This window comes from Amycolatopsis nigrescens CSC17Ta-90 (assembly GCF_000384315.1).
GTDB lineage: Bacteria > Actinomycetota > Actinomycetes > Mycobacteriales > Pseudonocardiaceae > Amycolatopsis > Amycolatopsis nigrescens.
The window spans coordinates 2771582-2790655 of record NZ_ARVW01000001.1 but is presented as its reverse complement, the minus strand read 5'-3'; the positions used below and the strand labels follow the sequence as shown (position 1 = coordinate 2790655).

Annotated in this window: 14 protein-coding genes; 8 read left to right on the top strand and 6 right to left on the bottom strand. The window is 67.4% G+C overall.

The genetic code is table 11. From position 1 onward, the window contains the following. Positions 1-35 precede the first annotated feature (35 nt). The 4 genes from AMYNI_RS44440 (at position 36) to AMYNI_RS0112945 (ending at position 9772) form a co-directional block, all read left to right on the top strand. Entirely contained in the window at positions 36-698 is a 663-nt protein-coding gene (locus AMYNI_RS44440) for a hypothetical protein (RefSeq protein WP_020668444.1), read from the top strand. A gap of 45 nt (positions 699-743) precedes the next feature. Beyond that, the gene (locus AMYNI_RS44435) at positions 744-1832 is read left to right on the top strand and encodes a hypothetical protein (protein ID WP_026360394.1); all 1089 of its coding nucleotides are present in this window, start codon (positions 744-746) and stop codon (positions 1830-1832) included. A gap of 435 nt (positions 1833-2267) precedes the next feature. Continuing rightward, the gene (gene rpoB, locus AMYNI_RS0112950) at positions 2268-5771 is read left to right on the top strand and encodes a DNA-directed RNA polymerase subunit beta (protein WP_020668442.1); all 3504 of its coding nucleotides are present in this window, start codon (positions 2268-2270) and stop codon (positions 5769-5771) included. A gap of 92 nt (positions 5772-5863) precedes the next feature. Then, positions 5864-9772, top strand: a complete 3909-nt coding sequence (locus AMYNI_RS0112945) for a DNA-directed RNA polymerase subunit beta' (RefSeq protein WP_020668441.1) — start codon at positions 5864-5866, stop codon at positions 9770-9772. A 101-nt stretch (positions 9773-9873) separates the two neighbouring features. Here AMYNI_RS0112945 and AMYNI_RS0112940 read toward each other — a convergent pair whose 3' ends face one another. Then, the gene (locus AMYNI_RS0112940; protein WP_020668440.1) at positions 9874-10701 is read right to left on the bottom strand and encodes a M15 family metallopeptidase; all 828 of its coding nucleotides are present in this window, start codon (positions 10699-10701) and stop codon (positions 9874-9876) included. 740 nt (positions 10702-11441) lie between these two features. On the opposite strand from AMYNI_RS0112940, the gene AMYNI_RS0112935 reads away from it, so the two are divergent. The 3 genes from AMYNI_RS0112935 to AMYNI_RS0112925 all read left to right on the top strand — a co-directional run bounded on the left by AMYNI_RS0112935 (position 11442) and on the right by AMYNI_RS0112925 (position 15367). Then, on the top strand, positions 11442-13229 hold the full coding sequence (locus AMYNI_RS0112935) for a hypothetical protein (protein WP_020668439.1): 1788 nt from the start codon (positions 11442-11444) through the stop codon (positions 13227-13229). Positions 13230-13319: 90 nt separating this feature from the next. Beyond that, positions 13320-15080 (top strand): hypothetical protein, encoded by a 1761-nt coding sequence (locus AMYNI_RS0112930; RefSeq protein ID WP_020668438.1) that lies wholly within the window; start codon positions 13320-13322, stop codon positions 15078-15080. 62 nt (positions 15081-15142) lie between these two features. Next, positions 15143-15367, top strand: a complete 225-nt coding sequence (locus AMYNI_RS0112925) for a hypothetical protein (RefSeq protein ID WP_026360392.1) — start codon at positions 15143-15145, stop codon at positions 15365-15367. Positions 15368-15434: 67 nt separating this feature from the next. Here the strand turns inward: AMYNI_RS0112925 and AMYNI_RS0112920 are convergent, their stop codons facing one another. Continuing rightward, on the bottom strand, positions 15435-15683 hold the full coding sequence (locus AMYNI_RS0112920; protein WP_020668436.1) for a hypothetical protein: 249 nt from the start codon (positions 15681-15683) through the stop codon (positions 15435-15437). A 163-nt stretch (positions 15684-15846) separates the two neighbouring features. Between AMYNI_RS0112920 and AMYNI_RS0112915 the strand changes: the two genes are divergently transcribed. Further along, positions 15847-16404, top strand: coding sequence for a hypothetical protein (locus AMYNI_RS0112915; RefSeq protein ID WP_020668435.1), 558 nt, complete (start codon positions 15847-15849; stop codon positions 16402-16404). On the opposite strand, the gene AMYNI_RS0112910 is transcribed toward AMYNI_RS0112915, so the two are convergent. The 4 genes from AMYNI_RS0112910 to AMYNI_RS0112895 are packed head-to-tail and all read right to left on the bottom strand — an operon-like array spanning position 16401 to position 19053. Continuing rightward, positions 16401-16982, bottom strand: a complete 582-nt coding sequence (locus tag AMYNI_RS0112910; protein ID WP_020668434.1) for a hypothetical protein — start codon at positions 16980-16982, stop codon at positions 16401-16403. The two genes, AMYNI_RS0112915 and AMYNI_RS0112910, sit on opposite strands and share 4 nt — an antisense overlap. 15 nt (positions 16983-16997) lie before the next feature. Then, the gene (locus tag AMYNI_RS0112905; RefSeq protein ID WP_020668433.1) at positions 16998-18140 is read right to left on the bottom strand and encodes a WXG100 family type VII secretion target; all 1143 of its coding nucleotides are present in this window, start codon (positions 18138-18140) and stop codon (positions 16998-17000) included. Between the two features lie 11 nt (positions 18141-18151). Continuing rightward, positions 18152-18508, bottom strand: coding sequence for a hypothetical protein (locus tag AMYNI_RS0112900; RefSeq protein WP_020668432.1), 357 nt, complete (start codon positions 18506-18508; stop codon positions 18152-18154). Next, on the bottom strand, positions 18505-19053 hold the full coding sequence (locus tag AMYNI_RS0112895; protein ID WP_026360391.1) for a YbaB/EbfC family nucleoid-associated protein: 549 nt from the start codon (positions 19051-19053) through the stop codon (positions 18505-18507). Before AMYNI_RS0112895 ends, AMYNI_RS0112900 begins: the two co-directional genes overlap by 4 nt. Positions 19054-19074: the final 21 nt, after the last annotated feature.

Below are 19074 nucleotides of genomic sequence, written 5' to 3'. Positions count from 1 at the left end.
AACGAGCTGACAACCATTACCTACTCTGGAGTCCTATGAGTTCCGACAAGGCGGAGGAGACCCCGGCGGTCGACGAAGAGGCCGACGCCGTGGAACCCGACGCCGGCGCCACCGAGGCTGCCGAGAGCGCAGAGCACGCCGAAGAGACCGCGGACGAGCCCAAGGTGCCGGACACGACGATGCCGCGCCGGCTCGTCTTCGGCGCCGCGGCGCTGGCCACCGCGGCCTTCCTGGCGGCCGCGCTGTTCGGGGTGCTGTGGGGTGTGGCCGCCGCGGACGACAACGCGAACCGGGCGGCCGAACGTGAGGACGTGGTGCGAGTCGGCAGTGCGGCGGTGCTCGCGTTCACCCAGCTGGACTTCAACCGGCCGGACGAGTTCTTCGACCAGCAGGTGAAGGCCGCGACCAAGGAGATCGGCGAGCAGATCAACGCCGGCCGTGAGGCAAACAAGAAGACACTGGCCGAGGCCAAGACGGTGGCGACCACGAAGATCCTGGACCTCGCGGTGGACGAGCTGAACGGGGACGAGGGCAAGGCGCGGTTCCTGGCCGCGATCCAGGTGGACGTCAAGCAGGGTGACAAGAGCAGCACCAAGCCGATGCGGCTGGAGGTCACCATGTCCAGGATCGACGAGAACGGTTCGCAGGTCTGGAAGGTCTCCGGCATCGAGCAGGTGCCGGTCGTCAGCGCCGGATAGCCGCCGCACCACCGATCTCTGCGTCACCTCAGAACGGAGTCAACGTTGCCCCCCTCCCGCCGCAAGCCAACGCAGCCGGTCCGTCGCCCCAAGGTGGCCGGCCTGCACAAGCCGGCGAGCAGCACCCCGAAGCCGAGCCCTCGGCCCAGGCCGACGCCGGAGCGGCCGCAGGACGCCGAGACACCTCAGGACCATGCCGTCATCGACAGCCCGGAAACCGTTGAGGCGGCTGAGGTTCCTGAGGTCACCGAGGCCACCGAGGCTGCCGAGGCTGCCGAGGCCACAGAGGACACAGCGGCCACAGAGGACACTGGGGCCGCGACGCGGGTGGACGCGCTGACCGGCGAGCCGGAGACCCTGCCGGGGAAGTCCACACAGGATTCCATTGAGGACTCCGTGCAGGACTCCACAGAGGACACCGAAGAGTCCGCGGTGAAGGCCAAGCCGAGCCCACGCGCCAAGGCCAAGGACGGCGGTGCCCGGAAACCGGCCTCCGAGGCGGAGGTCGAGACCGTCCCCGATGCCGAGCCGGAGGAGCGCTCGCCCGAGGTGGTCACGGCCACCAAGACCAGGAAGAAACTGCTCACGATCGCCGGCGTGCTGGTCGTGGTGGCGGTGCTGCTGGCAGGGCTGGCGGTGTACTTCAAGATCGAACAGGGCGAGCTGGACTCCGCGACCGGCAACGCGGCGCTGCTCGACATGGCGAAGACCGCGCAGGTGAAGCAAGAGGTCAACACCGCGGTGGAGAGCCTGTTCTCCTATGACTTCAACAACATCGCGAAGACCGAGAACGCGGCGAACGACCTGCTGGTCACCGACGTGGTCCGCGACAAGTACAACAAGGAGTTCGCCGAGGTCAAACGGCTGGCCCCGGAGCAGAAGATGGTGGTGACCTGCAAGGTCACCCGCAGCGCGGTGATCCTGCTGGACGGCGACCGGGCCAAGGTGCTGGTGTTCGTCGACCAGACGTCGATCCGCACCGACAAGAACGAGAAGGCCGCCGGCGGCTCCCAGCTCTCGGTGACCGCCGAGCTCAAGGACGGGAAGTGGAAGGTCTCCGACCTGGACGCCTACCACGTCGCGCAGCCGGCCGTGCAGCCGCCGGCGAGCTCGCCGCCCCCGCCGGGCAACTGACCGGCCCGTCTCCCTGAACTACCCCCTGGTAGTGCCTCTACCAGGGACAACGCCCCCGCGCTGTCCGCCAATTGGGGTAACCCGGCCTTGTGACTGTATGCACAAGGCCGGGAACACTGCGCCAACCGGCGGGAGCAAGGCGTGGCATCTTGACTCACGGGCGCCGTGGGTTCACGCTTACTGGCAACGGCCGCACTCATGCGGGAGAAAGCGAGCCGGGAGGCATACCTGAAGACGTTGCGATCGAGCTGGGCCCCGTCTGGAGCGCCCCTCGACAGAGTGCGTCTTTCGGGCTAGACTGCTTCTTTGCGCTGCCCTCTTTCAGGCTGCCCGGAACCGGTAGCTAGGATGGTGGGCACCACGGCACCCTTGACAGTCGCTTTAGTAGTTGCTAACGCGGCTGCTCACCGCTCATTGTCCCCGGAAGGACGCATCTTGGCAGTCTCTCCCGCGAACCAGGCCACTGCTGCGACCACCACGGCTGTATCCGCATCGGAGTCAACGGGAATTCCAGGAGCACCCACGCGGGTCTCTTTCGCAAAGATCCGCGAGCCCCTCAGCACTCCCAACCTGCTCGACGTACAGATCCGGTCCTTCGAATGGTTCACCGGCGACGAGGCGTGGTTCGAACGCCGCGTCGAAGAAGGTGAAGAGAACCCCGTCGGCGGCCTCGAAGAGGTCCTGAACGAGATCTCGCCCATCGAAGACTTCTCCGGCTCCATGTCCCTCTCCTTCTCCGACCCGCGCTTCGACGAGGTCAAGGCCTCCGTCGAGGAGTGCAAGGACAAGGACATGACGTACGCGGCCCCGTTGTTCGTGACCGCCGAGTTCGTCAACAACAACACTGGCGAGATCAAGAGCCAGACGGTCTTCATGGGTGACTTCCCGGTGATGACCGACAAGGGCACCTTCGTGATCAACGGCACCGAGCGTGTCGTCGTCTCGCAGCTGGTGCGCTCGCCCGGTGTCTACTTCGACACCAGCGTCGACAAGACCACCGACAAGGACGTCTTCAGCACCAGGATCATCCCGAGCCGGGGTGCCTGGCTGGAGTTCGACGTCGACAAGCGCGACACCGTCGGTGTGCGCATCGACCGCAAGCGCCGCCAGCCGGTCACCGTGCTGCTGAAGGCGCTCGGCTGGACCACCGAGGCGATCCGCGAGCGCTTCCACTTCAGCGAGACCCTGCTGGCCACGCTGGAGAAGGACCACACCGCGGGCACCGACGAGGCGCTGCTCGACATCTACCGCAAGCTGCGTCCGGGCGAGCCGCCGACCAAGGAGAGCGCGCAGACCCTGCTGGAGAACCTGTTCTTCAAGGCGAAGCGCTACGACCTGGCGAAGGTCGGCCGCTACAAGGTCAACAAGAAGCTGGGTCTCGCGTCGCCGTACGACACCGGCACGCTGACCGAAGAGGACATCGTCTCCACCATCGAGTACCTGGTCCGGCTGCACGCCGGCGAGGACAAGATGACCTCCTCCAACGGCGTCGAGGTGCCGGTCGAGACCGACGACATCGACCACTTCGGCAACCGCCGCCTGCGCACCGTCGGCGAGCTGATCCAGAACCAGATCCGGGTCGGCCTGTCCCGGATGGAGCGCGTGGTCCGCGAGCGGATGACCACCCAGGACGTCGAGGCGATCACGCCGCAGACCCTGATCAACATCCGCCCGGTGGTCGCCGCGATCAAGGAGTTCTTCGGCACCTCCCAGCTGTCGCAGTTCATGGACCAGAACAACCCGCTGTCCGGGCTGACCCACAAGCGCCGCCTGTCCGCGCTCGGCCCCGGCGGTCTGTCCCGTGAGCGCGCCGGCATGGAGGTCCGGGACGTGCACCCGAGCCACTACGGCCGGATGTGCCCGATCGAGACCCCGGAAGGCCCGAACATCGGCCTGATCGGTTCGCTCTGCTCCTACGCGCGGGTCAACCCGTTCGGTTTCATCGAGACCCCGTACCGCAAGGTGGTCGAGGGCCGGGTCACCGACCAGGTGGACTACCTGACCGCGGACGAGGAAGACCGGTTCGTCAAGGCGCAGGCGAACGCGCCGATCGACGACGAGGGCAACTTCCAGGAAGACCGCGTCCTGGTCCGCAAGAAGGGCGGCGAGGTCGAGCTGATCGACCCGCTGGACGTGGACTACATGGACGTGTCGCCGCGCCAGATGGTGTCGGTCGCCACCGCGATGATCCCGTTCCTGGAGCACGACGACGCGAACCGCGCGCTGATGGGCGCGAACATGCAGCGTCAGGCCGTGCCGCTGCTGCGCAACTCGGCGCCGCTGGTCGGCACCGGGGTGGAGCTGCGTGCCGCGGTCGACGCCGGTGACGTGCTCACCGCGGAGAAGGCCGGTGTGGTGGAGGAGCTCTCCGCCGACCTGGTCACGATCATGCACGACGACGGCACCCGGAAGAGCTACGGACTGTACAAGTTCCGCCGCTCCAACCACGGCACCTGCTTCAACCACCGCCCGGTGGTCTCCGAAGGTGACCGCGTGGAACAGGGCCAGGTGATCGCCGACGGGCCGTCCACCGAGAACGGTGAGATGGCGCTGGGCAAGAACCTCCTGGTCGCGGTCATGCCGTGGGAGGGCCACAACTACGAAGACGCGATCATCCTGAGCCAGCGGCTGGTCCAGGACGACGTGCTCACCTCGATCCACATCGAGGAGCACGAGATCGACGCCCGCGACACCAAGCTGGGTGCCGAGGAGATCACCAGGGACATCCCGAACGTCTCCGAGGAGGTGCTCGCCGACCTCGACGAGCGCGGCATCATCCGGATCGGTGCCGAGGTCCGCGACGGCGACATCCTGGTCGGCAAGGTCACGCCCAAGGGCGAGACCGAGCTGACCCCGGAGGAGCGCCTGCTCCGCGCGATCTTCGGGGAGAAGGCCCGCGAAGTCCGCGACACCTCGCTGAAGGTGCCGCACGGGGAGACCGGCAAGGTCATCGGCATCCGGGTGTTCTCCCGTGAGGACGAGGACGAGCTGCCCCCCGGCGTGAACGAGCTGGTCCGCGTCTACGTCGCCCAGAAGCGCAAGATCCAGGACGGCGACAAGCTCGCCGGCCGGCACGGCAACAAGGGCGTCATCGGCAAGATCCTCCCGGTCGAGGACATGCCGTTCATGGAGGACGGGACCCCGGTGGACGTCGTGCTGAACACGCACGGTGTGCCGCGACGGATGAACATCGGCCAGGTGCTGGAACTGCACCTCGGCTGGCTCGCCTCGCAGGGCTGGAAGATCGACGGCGACCCGGACTGGGCGAAGAACCTGTCCGAGGAGCTGCGTGACGTCAACCCCGGCACGAACACCGCCACCCCGGTGTTCGACGGTGCCAAGGAGGAGGAGCTGACCGGGCTGCTCGCGGCGACAAAGCCGAACCGCGACGGCGACCGCATGGTCAAGCAGAACGGCAAGGCCACCCTGCTGGACGGCCGCTCCGGCGAGCCGTTCCCGTACCCGGTGTCGGTCGGCTACATGTACATCCTGAAGCTGCACCACCTGGTGGACGACAAGATCCACGCCCGCTCCACCGGCCCGTACTCGATGATCACCCAGCAGCCGCTTGGCGGTAAGGCGCAGTTCGGTGGCCAGCGCTTCGGTGAGATGGAGTGCTGGGCGATGCAGGCCTACGGCGCGGCATACACGCTGCAGGAGCTGCTGACGATCAAGTCCGATGACGTGGTCGGCCGCGTGAAGGTCTACGAGGCCATCGTCAAGGGTGAGAACATCCCGGACCCGGGGATTCCCGAGTCGTTCAAGGTGCTGTTGAAGGAGCTGCAGTCGCTCTGCCTCAACGTGGAGGTCCTTTCCTCCGACGGTGCGGCGATCGAGATGCGCGACTCCGACGACGAGGACCTCGAGCGTGCCGCCGCGAACCTCGGCATCAACCTGTCCCGCAACGAGTCGCCCTCGGTGGACGACGTCGTTCAATGACCGCGCGCCCGGGTCGGGAGATGCCTCCCGCGTAGCCCGACCCGGGTTGCCAACCCCCTCTAGCCGACTCAACCCCAAGGGGATGCAACGACGTGCTGGACGTCAATTTCTTCGATGAGCTCCGGATCGGCCTCGCCACCGCGGACGACATTCGCCAGTGGTCCTTCGGTGAGGTGAAGAAGCCGGAGACCATCAACTACCGCACGCTCAAGCCGGAGAAGGACGGGCTCTTCTGCGAGAAGATCTTCGGTCCCACCCGTGACTGGGAGTGCTACTGCGGTAAGTACAAGCGGGTCCGCTTCAAGGGCATCATCTGCGAGCGCTGCGGCGTCGAGGTGACCCGCGCCAAGGTCCGCCGTGAGCGGATGGGCCACATCGAGCTGGCCGCCCCGGTCACGCACATCTGGTACTTCAAGGGCGTGCCCTCGCGCCTCGGGTACCTGCTCGACCTGGCCCCCAAGGACCTCGAGAAGATCATCTACTTCGCGGCCTACGTGATCACCGGCGTGAACACCGAGCTGCGGCACAACGACCAGCCGACGCTGGAGAACGAGATCGGCGTCGAGCGCAAGAACATCGAGACCAAGCGTGACTCGGACATCGAGGTGCGGGCGCAGAAGCTCGAGGCCGACCTGGCCGAGCTGGAGGCCGAGGGCGCCAAGTCCGACGTGCGCCGCAAGGTCAAGGAGGGCGGCGAGCGTGAGATGCGCCAGCTCCGCGACCGGGCCCAGCGCGAGCTGGACCGGCTCGAGGAGGTCTGGACCACGTTCGTCAAGCTCGAGCCGCGTCAGCTGATCGCGGACGAGCTGCTCTACCGCGAGCTGGTCGACCGCTACGGCGAGTACTTCACCGGCGGCATGGGCGCGGAGTCCATCCAGAAGCTGGCCACCGAGTTCGACGTGGCCGCCGAGGCGGACAACCTCCGCGACACCATCCGCAACGGCAAGGGGCAGAAGAAGCTCCGCGCGCTCAAGCGGCTCAAGGTGGTGGCCGCGTTCCAGGCCACCGGCAACGACCCGCGCGGCATGGTGCTCGACGCCGTCCCGGTGATCCCGCCGGACCTGCGCCCGATGGTCCAGCTCGACGGTGGCCGGTTCGCCACCTCCGACCTGAACGACCTGTACCGCCGGGTGATCAACCGGAACAACCGGTTGAAGCGGCTGATCGACCTCGGCGCGCCCGAGATCATCGTGAACAACGAGAAGCGGATGCTGCAGGAGGCCGTCGACGCGCTGTTCGACAACGGCCGCCGCGGCCGTCCGGTCACCGGGCCGGGCAACCGCCCGCTGAAGTCGCTGTCCGATCTGCTCAAGGGCAAGCAGGGCCGGTTCCGCCAGAACCTGCTCGGCAAGCGCGTGGACTACTCCGGCCGTTCGGTGATCATCGTCGGCCCGCAGCTGAAGCTGCACCAGTGCGGGCTGCCGAAGGACATGGCGCTCGAGCTGTTCAAGCCGTTCGTGATGAAGCGGCTGGTCGACCTGAACCACGCGCAGAACATCAAGTCCGCCAAGCGGATGGTGGAGCGCGCGCGGCCGCAGGTGTGGGACGTGCTGGAAGAGGTCATCACCGGCCACCCGGTGATGCTGAACCGCGCACCGACCCTGCACCGCCTCGGCATCCAGGCCTTCGAGCCGCAGCTGGTGGAGGGCAAGGCCATCCAGCTGCACCCGCTGGTCTGTGAGGCGTTCAACGCAGACTTCGACGGTGACCAGATGGCGGTGCACCTGCCGCTGTCCGCCGAGGCGCAGGCCGAGGCCCGGATCCTGATGCTGTCCGCGAACAACATCCTCTCGCCGGCCTCCGGTCGTCCGCTGGCCATGCCGCGGCTGGACATGGTCACCGGGCTGTTCCACCTGACCCGGCTCACCGAGGACGCGGAGGGTGCCGGCCAGGCGTTCTCCTCGCCCGCCGAAGCGCTGATGGCGTTCGACCGCAAGTCGCTCAGCCTGCACGCGCCGGTGAAGATCCGGATCAAGGACCGCCAGCCGGCCAAGGCCGACGAGGCCGCGCTGGCCGAGAACGGCTGGGAGCCCGGCAGGCAGTGGCTGGCCGAGACCACTCTCGGCCGGGTGCTGTTCAACGAGCTGCTGCCGGCGGACTACCCGTTCGTGAACGAGCCGATGCCGAAGAAGCGGCAGGCCGCGATCGTGAACGACCTCGCCGAGCGGTATTCGATGACGCAGGTCGCGCAGACCCTGGACCGGCTCAAGGACGCCGGTTTCCACTGGGCCACCCGCTCCGGTGTCACCGTGGCGATTTCGGACGTCGTGGTGCCGCCGGAGAAGAAGGGCATCCTCGACGAGTACGAGGCCAAGGCCGACCAGGTGGAGAAGCGCTACCAGCGTGGTCAGCTCTCGCACACCGAGCGCAACAACGAGCTGGTGAAGGTCTGGGCGCAGGCCACCGAGGACGTCGCCAAGGTGATGGAGGCGCACTTCCCGGACGACAACCCGATCTCGATCATCGTGAAGTCGGGTGCGGCGGGCAACATGACCCAGGTCCGGTCGCTGGCCGGGATGCGTGGTCTGGTGTCCAACCCGAAGGGCGAGTACATCCCGCGTCCGATCAAGGCCAACTTCCGTGAGGGCCTTTCGGTGGCGGAGTACTTCATCGCGACGCACGGTGCCCGGAAGGGTCTGGCGGACACCGCGCTGCGGACCGCCGACTCGGGTTACCTGACCCGTCGTCTGGTGGACGTGTCGCAGGACGTCATCGTGCGCGAGGTCGACTGCGGCACCACCCGTGGCATCAAGATGAAGATCGGCGAGGAGTTCGAGGGCAAGGTCCTCCGCGACCAGCACGTGGAGACCAGCACCTACGCCCGCTGCCTCGCCGACGACGCCACCGACGCCAAGGGCAACGTGGTGCTCAACCGCGGCGGTGACGTGGGCGACCCGGCGATCGAGAAGCTGATCTCCAGCGGCATCACCGAGGTCAAGGTGCGCAGCGTGCTGACCTGCGAGTCGGCGGTCGGTGTGTGCGCGACCTGCTACGGCCGCTCGATGGCGACCGGTCAGCTGGTGGACGTTGGCGAGGCCGTCGGTATCGTCGCTGCGCAGTCCATCGGTGAGCCGGGTACCCAGCTGACGATGCGTACCTTCCACCAGGGTGGTGTCGCCGGTGACGACATCACCACGGGTCTGCCCCGTGTCACCGAGCTGTTCGAGGCCCGGGTGCCGAAGGGCAAGGCGCCGATCGCCGACGTCGATGGCCGGGTGCGCATCGAGGAGAGCGAGCGGTTCTGGAAGATCACGCTGATCCCGGACGACGGTGGCGAAGAGATCGTCTTCGACAAGCTGTCCAAGCGTCAGCGGCTGGCCAACACCCCGGACGGCCCGCTGCAGGACGGCGACCACGTGTCGGTCGGCCAGCAGCTGCTGGAAGGTACCCGTGACCCGCACGAGGTGCTGCGCGTGATGGGCCCGCGTGAGGCGCAGATGCACCTGGTGGACGAAGTCCAGAAGGTGTACCGGGCGCAGGGCGTGTCGATCCACGACAAGCACATCGAGGTGATCGTCCGGCAGATGCTGCGCCGGGTCACGATCATCGACTCCGGTGCCACCGACTTCCTGCCGGGCGAGCTGCCCGAGCGGACGAAGTTCGAGGCGAAGAACCGGCAGTCGGTCGCCGAGGGCGGCGAGCCCGCCTCCGGCCGCCCGGTGCTGATGGGGATCACGAAGGCCTCGCTGACCACGGACTCGTGGCTGTCCGCGGCGTCGTTCCAGGAGACCACGCGTGTCCTGACCGACGCGGCGATCAACGGCCGCAGCGACCGGCTCGTCGGCCTGAAGGAGAACGTGATCATCGGTAAGTTGATCCCGGCTGGTACCGGCATCAACAGGTACCGCAACATCCAGGTGCAGCCGACCGAGGAGGCGCGGGTCGCGGCTTACGCGATCCCGTCCTACGACGACGGCTACTACACCCCGGACGTGTTCGGTACCGGCACCGGTGCCGCGGTTCCGCTGGACGACTACGACTTCGGTCGCGACTTCCGCTAAACCGCCAGCAGTCCCCAGAGAGCCCCCGAGCCCTTCGCTCGGGGGCTCTCTCCGTCCCACCCCCAGCGCGTTTAGCGGGCTAAACGCGCTCCTGAGCAGTGCTAAGTATTCGGGGGTGGCTGGTGGGAAGGGGTTGGGCGGGTCAGGGAGTGGCGGCTGACGGGGAAGTTGAAATAGGTGTCCGGGAATGGCTCGTTTCGCAGCGTGAAATGCCACCATTCTTCGGGCAGGTTCTTCATCCCGACCACCTCGAGTGACTGCTTCAGCAGGTCGCGATGCTGCCTGGCGGGGCCGGTCACCCTGGGGTCGGCGGTGTTCGCCAGCGGGTCGAAGCAGTCGAACCCGGTGCCGGTGTCCACGGCGTTGTCCGGGAAGCGCACACCGACCGGCGCGAGGCAGGACACCAGCGGCTCGCCGGGACGATAGGGCCGCTGAGGGCCTGGCGGCAGCTTCACCAGGGTGACGTCCATGGTGCTGCCCCGGCTGTGCCCGGACTTCGCCGCGATGTAGCCGGCGTCGAACAGGGTCGATTTATCGATATTCGGATAGAACTCCGTCTTCATCCGCTGGTCGTTCAACCGCTCGGCCCAGCGCACGAAGTCGTCCACCGCCCGCTGCGGCCGGAAGCAGTCGTACACCTTCAGCGTGTAGCCCTGGGGTAGGAGCCGCTGTTGGGCGGCACGCAGCGCTTCTGCGGCCGGCCGGGTCAGGATGCACATCGGCTCCAGGTAGCCGTGGATCCGCCTGCCGACGAAGTTGTGCGGGGTGAAGTAGCGAATCTCCTCGATGATCGTCGGGTCGACGTCGCGCAGGGCGACGAACTCCGAAGGGGCGCGTATCGGGGACGCCTGTGCTGGGACGGCGGGGAGCAGCGCGACGAGCAGCGCCGCGATCAGGACGCACCTGCCCCGCCGAGTTGAGGACCTCATGCTGCTCGTCATAGCAGCCCGCCCCCACTGCCCGGAAGTGCGTTTAGCGGGCTAAACGCGCTCCCGGGGTGGGAAGGGTGGGTCGGGTGAGTGGGGGGTGGGGTTCCCGGGAATGGTTACAAGCGGGTAACGAAATTTGGCGAAGGTCGCCCGGTTGGGTGGCCATCGGTGAGGGAGTAATGGTTGTAGGGGCGTTCAGGGCAGTCATATTCACCCATTTAGACTAATTTTCGCCTTGAAAATTGGGCATATGGGGTTTATCGGGCCGGATGATGGTGGGAAAGTCACTCCCACGGGTGCTATCTCATTCCTTGACCACACAATTGACAGTAAGTCCGGTTCGCAAGAACATTTCGCTCATGTCCACTCGGGTTGCGCTGGTATGGCGTCGGCACGTTGACCTCCGTCAGCAAGCCAGCGCACTGTGTATGGCTTCCTGATTCCCCTTTTGCGGCACCGAGGCTCGCGGCGCGCTGAGTCGCTCGCGGCCGGTTGACGCTGCCGTTTCGTTGCGCCCCAAGGGCTTCTGGCTCGGTCAGAGGTTCGAGGGACGCGTAAGCCGACTTTCCCCCGCGGGGACGACTTGTTTTTCCGTGCGCCTTTTCGGGGGAGAGCTGTGTCCGTTATCAGTTTTCAGTGTTTTCAACGGGTACGGAAATGTGTCCAACGGTTCTCTCGAGACCACCGGAGTACGAATGTTATCGAAATCGCCCAAGTGGCGAAAAGTGTTGATAGGCGCGATGGCGGGCCTGCTGGCCGCCGGGGCGGTGACCTACACCGGGGATACCGAGGCATACGCCGACGTCCAGGTGCAGACCGACGCAAAGACCGGTTCCGACGGCAAGCAGTACTGGGTGCAGAACCACCTGGTGAGCAAGGACGTGGCGGCGGCCAAGTCGGATGACGCCAAGCGCAAGAAGTGGCTGCTCGTGTGGGCCGGTGATGAGAACATCGCCGACACACTGGTCAAGGACGTCAAGAACCTGCCCGGCTCGCTCGGCGGTGGGCTCAACAAGGTGCGCAATGCCTTGCCTGGTCCCGACTTCCTCGCCGTGATCGACGCGACCGACGGGTCGCCGACCTACGGGAAGGTGGTGAACACCGCCACCGTCGGCCCGCTGGTGGAGAACGAGCCGCACCACATGCAGTACGTGTGGCACAAGGGCGACACCATCTACGCCGGTGCGCTGTTCGCGGCCGCGACCTACGCGTTCGACGTCAGCGCCCTGCCGCAGCTGAAGCTCAAGGGCATCAGCCTGCCCACGCAGACGCTCGGCGGTTCGGTTCCGGACGCGTACTGGACGTTGAAGGACGGCACGGCCTACGGCACCTACATGGGTGGCCCGGTGGTTCCCGGCCCGTACCGGTACGACAACGGGCAGGTCGCCGTCGGCAACGGCTTCGCCGGCAGTCCCGGCGCGGTGATCCGGTTCGACCAGCAGGGCAAGGTGCTTTCGCAGACCTCGGCGGAGACTCCGGGCGGTGACAACGAGAAGCTGTGCGACAACCTGCCCAGGCTCGGCGCCCCGACCTGCGCCAACCCGCACGGCATCCAGGCCCGTGAGGACCTGAACACCCTGGTCACCAGCGACTACGCCGAGCCGAGGAACATCATTCTCGACCCGGTGAAGCAGCCGTCGCCGTACCTGCGCCGGCCGACCGTCCGCACCTGGGACATCTCCGACCGCAACAACCCGAAGCTGAAGGCGGTCTCCTACCTGCCGGACGGCCCCAGGGCCGACCCGGCGGACCCGCTGCACGCGGAAAGCCGTGCGGTGATGGAGACCACGGTGACCAACCTGCCCGGTCACAAGGGCGCGTTCGCGCAGACCATGCAGGGCGGTGCGGTGTTCTACACGCCGGACATCACCGCGGCCGAGCCGCACTGGACGGAGGTGTTCGACGATGGCTCCGCGAACAAGGCCATCTACCCGAACAACGACTCCAACGGCGGCAGCTCCAACGGCGGGTGGATCCAGACCAGCCCGGACGACAAGTACCTCTACCGGGCGATTCAGGGACGTCAGAAGGGCGCGCTCGGCCCGGACGACCCCGGCACCACCGGTGGCGTGTACGTGCTGGACATCCAGAAGCTGGTCGCCGCTGGTACCGACTTCAAGGGCAAGATCGACACGAAGCTGAAGGCGCAGCAGGGCGGCGGGGACGACCTGCCGACCCTCGTCGGTGCGGCACCGATCAACCCGGGCACTCCGGGGGCGGGCCCGCACTGGGGCGCCTACGACCACTTCGAGATCGGGCCGGACGGTTTCTACCACGAGACCGACCAGCCGGGGCGGCTCGCGGTGTCGAACTACTTCGTGGCTCGGTCCGGCCTCGACGGTGACCACAAGGTCAACATGGTGACGCTCGGCAAGGACGGGAAGGTCGCGGTGGACCAGAACTTCCGCGACGAGTTCACCGGCCAGGTCGGCATCAACTTCAACCGGAAGTCGTGGCCGCACGGGGACTTCGGGAATGCGAAACCGCACTCCGAGCTCTTCGTCGTGGCGGACGCGGATCTGAAGTAACCAGCGGCGTTCGTGAGTGGAAAGTGTTGTCCCCACAACACTTTCCACTCACGACCCCGGAGAAGGCTCGTCTAGTCGAAAGGTTCCTTGATGGACCACCACGATATGCCTCTCGGCTCCGGCTCGGCCGGGGTCGACGTGGCCGCGCTGGTGCTGCGGCTGGCGCTCCTGCTCGGCAGCGCGGTCGTGGCGGGCGCCGGCCTGCTCCGCCCGCTGGCGGACGAACTGCCCACCTGGCTGGTGCGTGCCCTGTATGGGCTGGCGGCTCTGGCCGCAGTGCTCGCCCTGCTCTCCGTTTTCACGGTGGACGCCAATGTGGTCGGCGCGGTGGTGCATGCCTTGCTGTCGCTGGCGATACCGGCGCTGCTGCGCTGGCCGCCGGTGGTCCGCTGGGTGTCCGCCGCGCTGGTTCTGCTGCTGGTGCTGGAAACCGCGCTGGGCCGTTCCGGGATCGAGTTCGCCATCGACACCGTTTACGTGGCCGGCGCCGCGACCTGGTTCGGCTTCGCGGTGTTCTCCGTTGCGCTGCCACGGGACGGATGGCGGACGTCGGCGCTGCGGCCGGGCCCGCTCGCGCTCAGCCTCGGCGGGATCCTGGTGCTGGCCGGCGGGGTGCAGCTGGTGCTGTCCGGGGTCGGTTTCGACCGCAGGCTCTACCAGACCCCGTTCGGTATCGCACTGCTGGTGATCGTCGCGCTGCCGGTGGCGGTCACCGTGCTCGCCGCGATACTGCGGGACCACCCGCGCCGGGCGTACGGCTACGGCGCGGCCGGTGTGGCGATCGGGTTCCTCGCCTGGAGCGCACTGGCCGCCGTGCCGCGGCCCGCCGAGCTCCCCGTCCCGGGAGTTCCTTTGCTGGCCGACGTTTCGGTGGCGGCGGCCGAGTTCCCGGTACTGGTCAGCCCGCAGCGGCCGGGCCGCAACCTGGTGCACTTCCCGGACAGCGCCGGCCGCGATCTTTCGGTCGGCGTGGCGGGCGGGTTGATCCAGCAGGCCACCGCGCGAGCGGGCGCCGAGGGCACCTGGGCCGAGGTGGAGCTGCCCGCGGGACGCACCGACCTGGTGGTCCAGCGTGGCGACGCGACGACTTCGGTGCAGGTGGACACCGGTTCGCTGGCCGCGCTGCCCAGCGCGGGCGGTCCGGACGGGCCGGAGTGCGCGAGCGCGGCGCTCGGCGGGCTGGTCAACGACCGCCGCAACGAACTGGCCGCCTGTCCCGCGGACGCGCTGAGCCAGGCGGACACGGACGCGTTGCGCAAGGTGGTCGGGTTCCTGGCCTCCCGCCAGGCCGGCGGCCTGACTCTGGTGCAGGACAGTTCGCCACGCGGCGTCGAAGCCGCGAACGTGGTGCGCGAAGCCGCCGCGCGCAGCGGCCTGCCGGTGGGGGATGGGCCGAGCGAGAACTCGGCCCTGCTGGTGGTTTCCGGCTGGTCCGACGGCTATCTCGCGATGAGCCGGGCCGCGGAGGCGCAGCGCGAAGCCCCGGTCTACCTGCACGGCCTGTACCTGGCGCCGTGGTTGCTGAACGGCCCGATCGTGAACTCGGTGGCCAGCTCGTCGGTACCGCTGCGGTTCGACCCGCGCGAACAGCTCGCGGTCAGCTACGCGGTGGCGGTGGGCAACCGGTTCGGCGGCGAAAGCCCGACGATCGGTGGTTTCCAGGACTGGCTCGGCGACCAGTGGAAATCGGTGAACGGTGAGGTGCAGATCTTCGCCTCGGCGCAGGTGAATGCGATGCCGATGTATCCGACCGAGCCGCACGCGCCCGGCATGGTGATGGACCGGAACTACGCCGGGCAATGGGTGCCGAATGGGACCGTCGTGCCGGTGAGCGTGCCGTTGAAACCGTAGAACTTCCGCCTGCCCGGTCCGGCGGAAAACACAAGCGAAGATCAGTGATGAGGAGAGAGTAAATGAAGAGAACCGTTTCGCGAGTGCTGGTCTCGGTGGCCGCCGCGGCGGCGTTTTCCGGCATCGCCGGTGGGGTCGCGGATGCCGCGCCGGCGCCGGCCGCGCAGGAGACACCGATCTGGCTGCTGCCCGGTGTCGACCTCGGCGGCCTGCTCGAGCCGACCGTGAACCTGCCTGCCCAACTGCTCGCGCCGGTGTTCGACGTGATCACCTTTATCGCCGGATAACCTTATACGGCAACAAAAAGCCGCTCTCGTACTGTCCGGTCAGTACGAGAGCGGCCTTGTCTGGAGGCTACGCGCTCGGCAGCAGCTTGCCTGGCACCTGTGCCACCGACTGGATCAGGCCGAACACCGGCACGCCCAGCGGGGCGAAGGTCCAGATGTTGTTCAGCTCGCTGGTGTCCGGCTCGTCGACGACGATGACACCGCCCCTGTCGTCCTGCGCGGAAATGTCCGACGCCAAGGCCGGAGCGGCCGTGCCGACCAGTGCGAGACTCGCCAGCGCGCCGGCCGCGACCGCGCGGGTAATGGTCTTTTTCATTCCAGCTGTCACCCTTCGGAGTAGAGATGGTCCTGCCGGTCCGATGATGTCATGAACGGGCCGGGAATCCTCTCGTTTCCATTCCTTGAGAACGCTTACCGCTAATGGTCATGAAGCGGCATAATCCATTCGTCAATGGCATTTCGAGGGCGAGGAGTCTCCGGTGGCCGATCGGCAGTGGGTGGCCCGGCTCGCGGTGGCCGTCATCCTGCTCAGCGGGCTGGTCGGCGCGTTTCTGATCTACGCCGCCACCGAGCCCCCGGAAGACACCGGAAGCACCCGCCGGGTCGCCGGTGCCGGTGGCGCGCAGCACCAGGTGGCCGTGGTGGACGAGCCCACCGAGGTGCCCGGCACGCCCAGGACGTCCGGAACGCCCGTGGTGCAGCCGCCGCAGCCCCCAGCCGAACCGCCGCCGCCGCCGACCGGGCCCGCACCCGGTCCAGGGCAGGGGGTGATCGGCTACGAACTCCTCGGTTCGGGCACCGCGGCGGTGGTCTACGACGAGAACGGGCACGGGCTGGTCCAGCAGGAGCTCTCGGTCCCGCTGCCATGGCGCAAGGAGCTGGTGTTCCCGGCGACCGGGCCGCCGCCCACCGCGCGGCTGCAGGGCCAGGGCGCCGGCCGGGTGGAGTGCCGGATCATCATCGGCGGCCGGGTGGTCAACAGCGCGCAGGCCGGGCCCGGCGAGACGGCGACCTGCGGCGGAAAGATCGGCGGCTAACGCTCGAACGGGATCCGCTCGGCCACGTCGAGCAGGAACTCCAGGCCGCGCACCAGATCCCCGGCGGTGAGCTGGGGACCCAGCTCCAGGGTGAGGGTGCCCGGCCCCGAACGGAACTTCCGGAACCGGAACTGGTTTCGCCTGAACCAGCGGGAAAACTCCGGCCCCAGCTCGGTTCTGGCGTTGCTCCTGGTTATCTTCCACGGGGTCAGCCGGGGAATGCCGAACGTGCAGGTCGGCACTTTTTCGGTGATTTTGAGCCAGAGCACGCTCCGGTCCTCGATGCGCCGGTCGCTGCCGTATTTCTGGTAGTCCGCGGCAACGTGCTTGCGCAACTGGTGCGCGGAGAACTCGTGCCCGTCGTATCGGCCTTCGACCCCGAGATAGACGTATTGCGCGGTGCCGGGCGGCAGTTCCGGCATCGGCCAGCCGAAGTCCCCGGAGCCGGCCTGCCTGTTCGACCAGCTCGCGCCGGGGACCTTCGAAAAGGCCTCCCAGTCCTGCTCTTTCGCCAGCGGCACCACCCCGAAGCGGCTCGAATCGGCTGGCTGGAGGCGGGTCCGTTCGGTTCCGGTCATAGCTCCTCGGCCGGGCTAGAAGTCCAGGTCTTCGCGGGTTTCCTCGTCGGACTGCTCGTGCCCGACCTCGGTGGCCTTTTCCTTCTTGGCGTTGTCGATCTGTTTCGCGACGATTCCCTGCCCCAGTCGTCCCGGTTGTCCCGCCTTTCCGGGATCGATGCCGGTCATTTCCTTGATACCGGCGTTGAGCCCGCTCTTGCCGGCTTCCTTGGCGATGGTCTTGGCGACGCCCCCGTTGTCCTTGAGCAAGGCGTCCTGCAGGAGCTCGCGACGTTTCCCGTGCGCCCCGCCGCTGCCGAGGAAGGCCTGCTTGACTCCGCCCTTACTGAAGGTCTTGCTCAAGGTCGCCTTCAGCTTCTCGAACCAGGCACGGATCTTGTCCAGGATCTGGCGCAGCTTGCTGACCTTCTGCGTGGTCTTCGTCGCCGTGCTGCCGGCCTTGACGCCGGTGGCCGAGCCGGCGGCCGCGGTGGAGGCGCCGGCCGTCGGCACCGCTGCGGCCAGTGCCGGGATCCAGATCATGATCAGCCAGGTGATCAGCTCGGTGATGATCGCCTTGATCACCTCTTCGACGACCTTCATCAGCATGCTCGACATCTGGAGCACTTCGGCGACGTTCCCGGACTTCGCGCTCACGCCGCTGATGCCGTCGGCGAACTCGGCCAACGCCTTCTTCGCCGAGTCGGCGGCGTCGCCGCTCCAGTCCGTGAGTGCCTCGTCGGCGACCTTCACGAAGTCCGCTGACATGCTCTCCAGGCCCTTCCCGATGCTGATGAAGTTCTCCGAGGCGGTGGCCAGCGCCGGGCCGTCTCCGGTCACCATGTGCAGCAGGTCCTGCAGCGGCTGCACCACGTTGAGCAGGAAGTTGAGGCCCTGGCCGATGAGCCAGCCGATCGGGTCCGACGCGATGCTCATCGCGGTGTCCGCGGAGCTCTGGATGAAGCCGGTGGCGTCCGAGATGACGCCGCCGGCGTACAGCGCCACGTCCTGCACGTCGGGATCCGCGCCGGGGCCCTTGAGCATCCCTTCGATCGTGCTCTTGGCGCCGCCGACGAAGGGCACGGACTTCACCAGGTTGCCGGTGTTCAGCCCGGCGACGGTGTCCGGCCGGGTGGACTTGATCTTGATGCCTTCGGTGGCGTCGTGCGTTTCGGCCATCTTCGCGCTCCTCAGGCCTGGCCGGCCGTGGCCGGCGGCGGGGCGGTCTCGTCGAGTGCCTTGAGCACGCCCTCGAGGAGCTTCCGGACCTCGTCCTCGTACTCGTGGTAGGCCGACGAGCCAGCGCCGAACTTCTCCGCCGCGGACTTCAGGCCCTCCTGCATGTTGTGCAGCAGGGCGGTGAACTGCCCGAGGGCCTCGGTGTACTTGCCCTTGGTGAACAGCCCCACCACGCCCCAGGATTCGTCGCCGACGTCGGCCTGTCCGACCAGGTCCGAGATCTTCCCGGCCTGCTTCTGGTAGTCGCCGATGTTCTTCACGTAGCTCTGCAACGCCTTCACATCGACGTTGAAGCCCGTGCCGGTCACCGGTCCTCCTCGTCGAACAGGTTCTTCAGGAACTGGTCGCCCTGCGAACCGCCGGTCGCCGCCGGGGGCGGTGCCGGCGGTGGCTCCTCGGCGAGGACGGACCGCTCGGCGAAGTCGTCACCATGCTCGGCCGGCGCCTTCTCCGGCATCTTTTCCCGCAGCTCGTCGACGGGGATGCCGAACAGCTCCGACTGGGCCTCCAGCACCTGGTCGACGAGGTGCAGCCCGTCGCCGAGGTGGCCTTCGACCAGGCTGGCCTGCCGCCGGGCTGATTCGGCAACGGCCTGCTGCAGGGTGGACATCAGCGCGGCGGACAGCGCCTCCGGGCGCCGGCTCAGCGCCGCCTCGGTGAACCGGATGTCCTTGATCGAGCCGCCGGGCCCGGCGACCACGGTGACGGCGCGATCCGGCGAGACGGCGCTCACTTCCAGCTGGGTCAGCTCGTCCCGCAGATCGCCGATGTTCGCGAATCGGTCATCGACGTTCTTGATCTTCGACTGGAATTTCTCGTACTCCGCGACGAGCTGTTCGAACTCCGCAGACATGGCCGCCTCCCGATCCGTGAC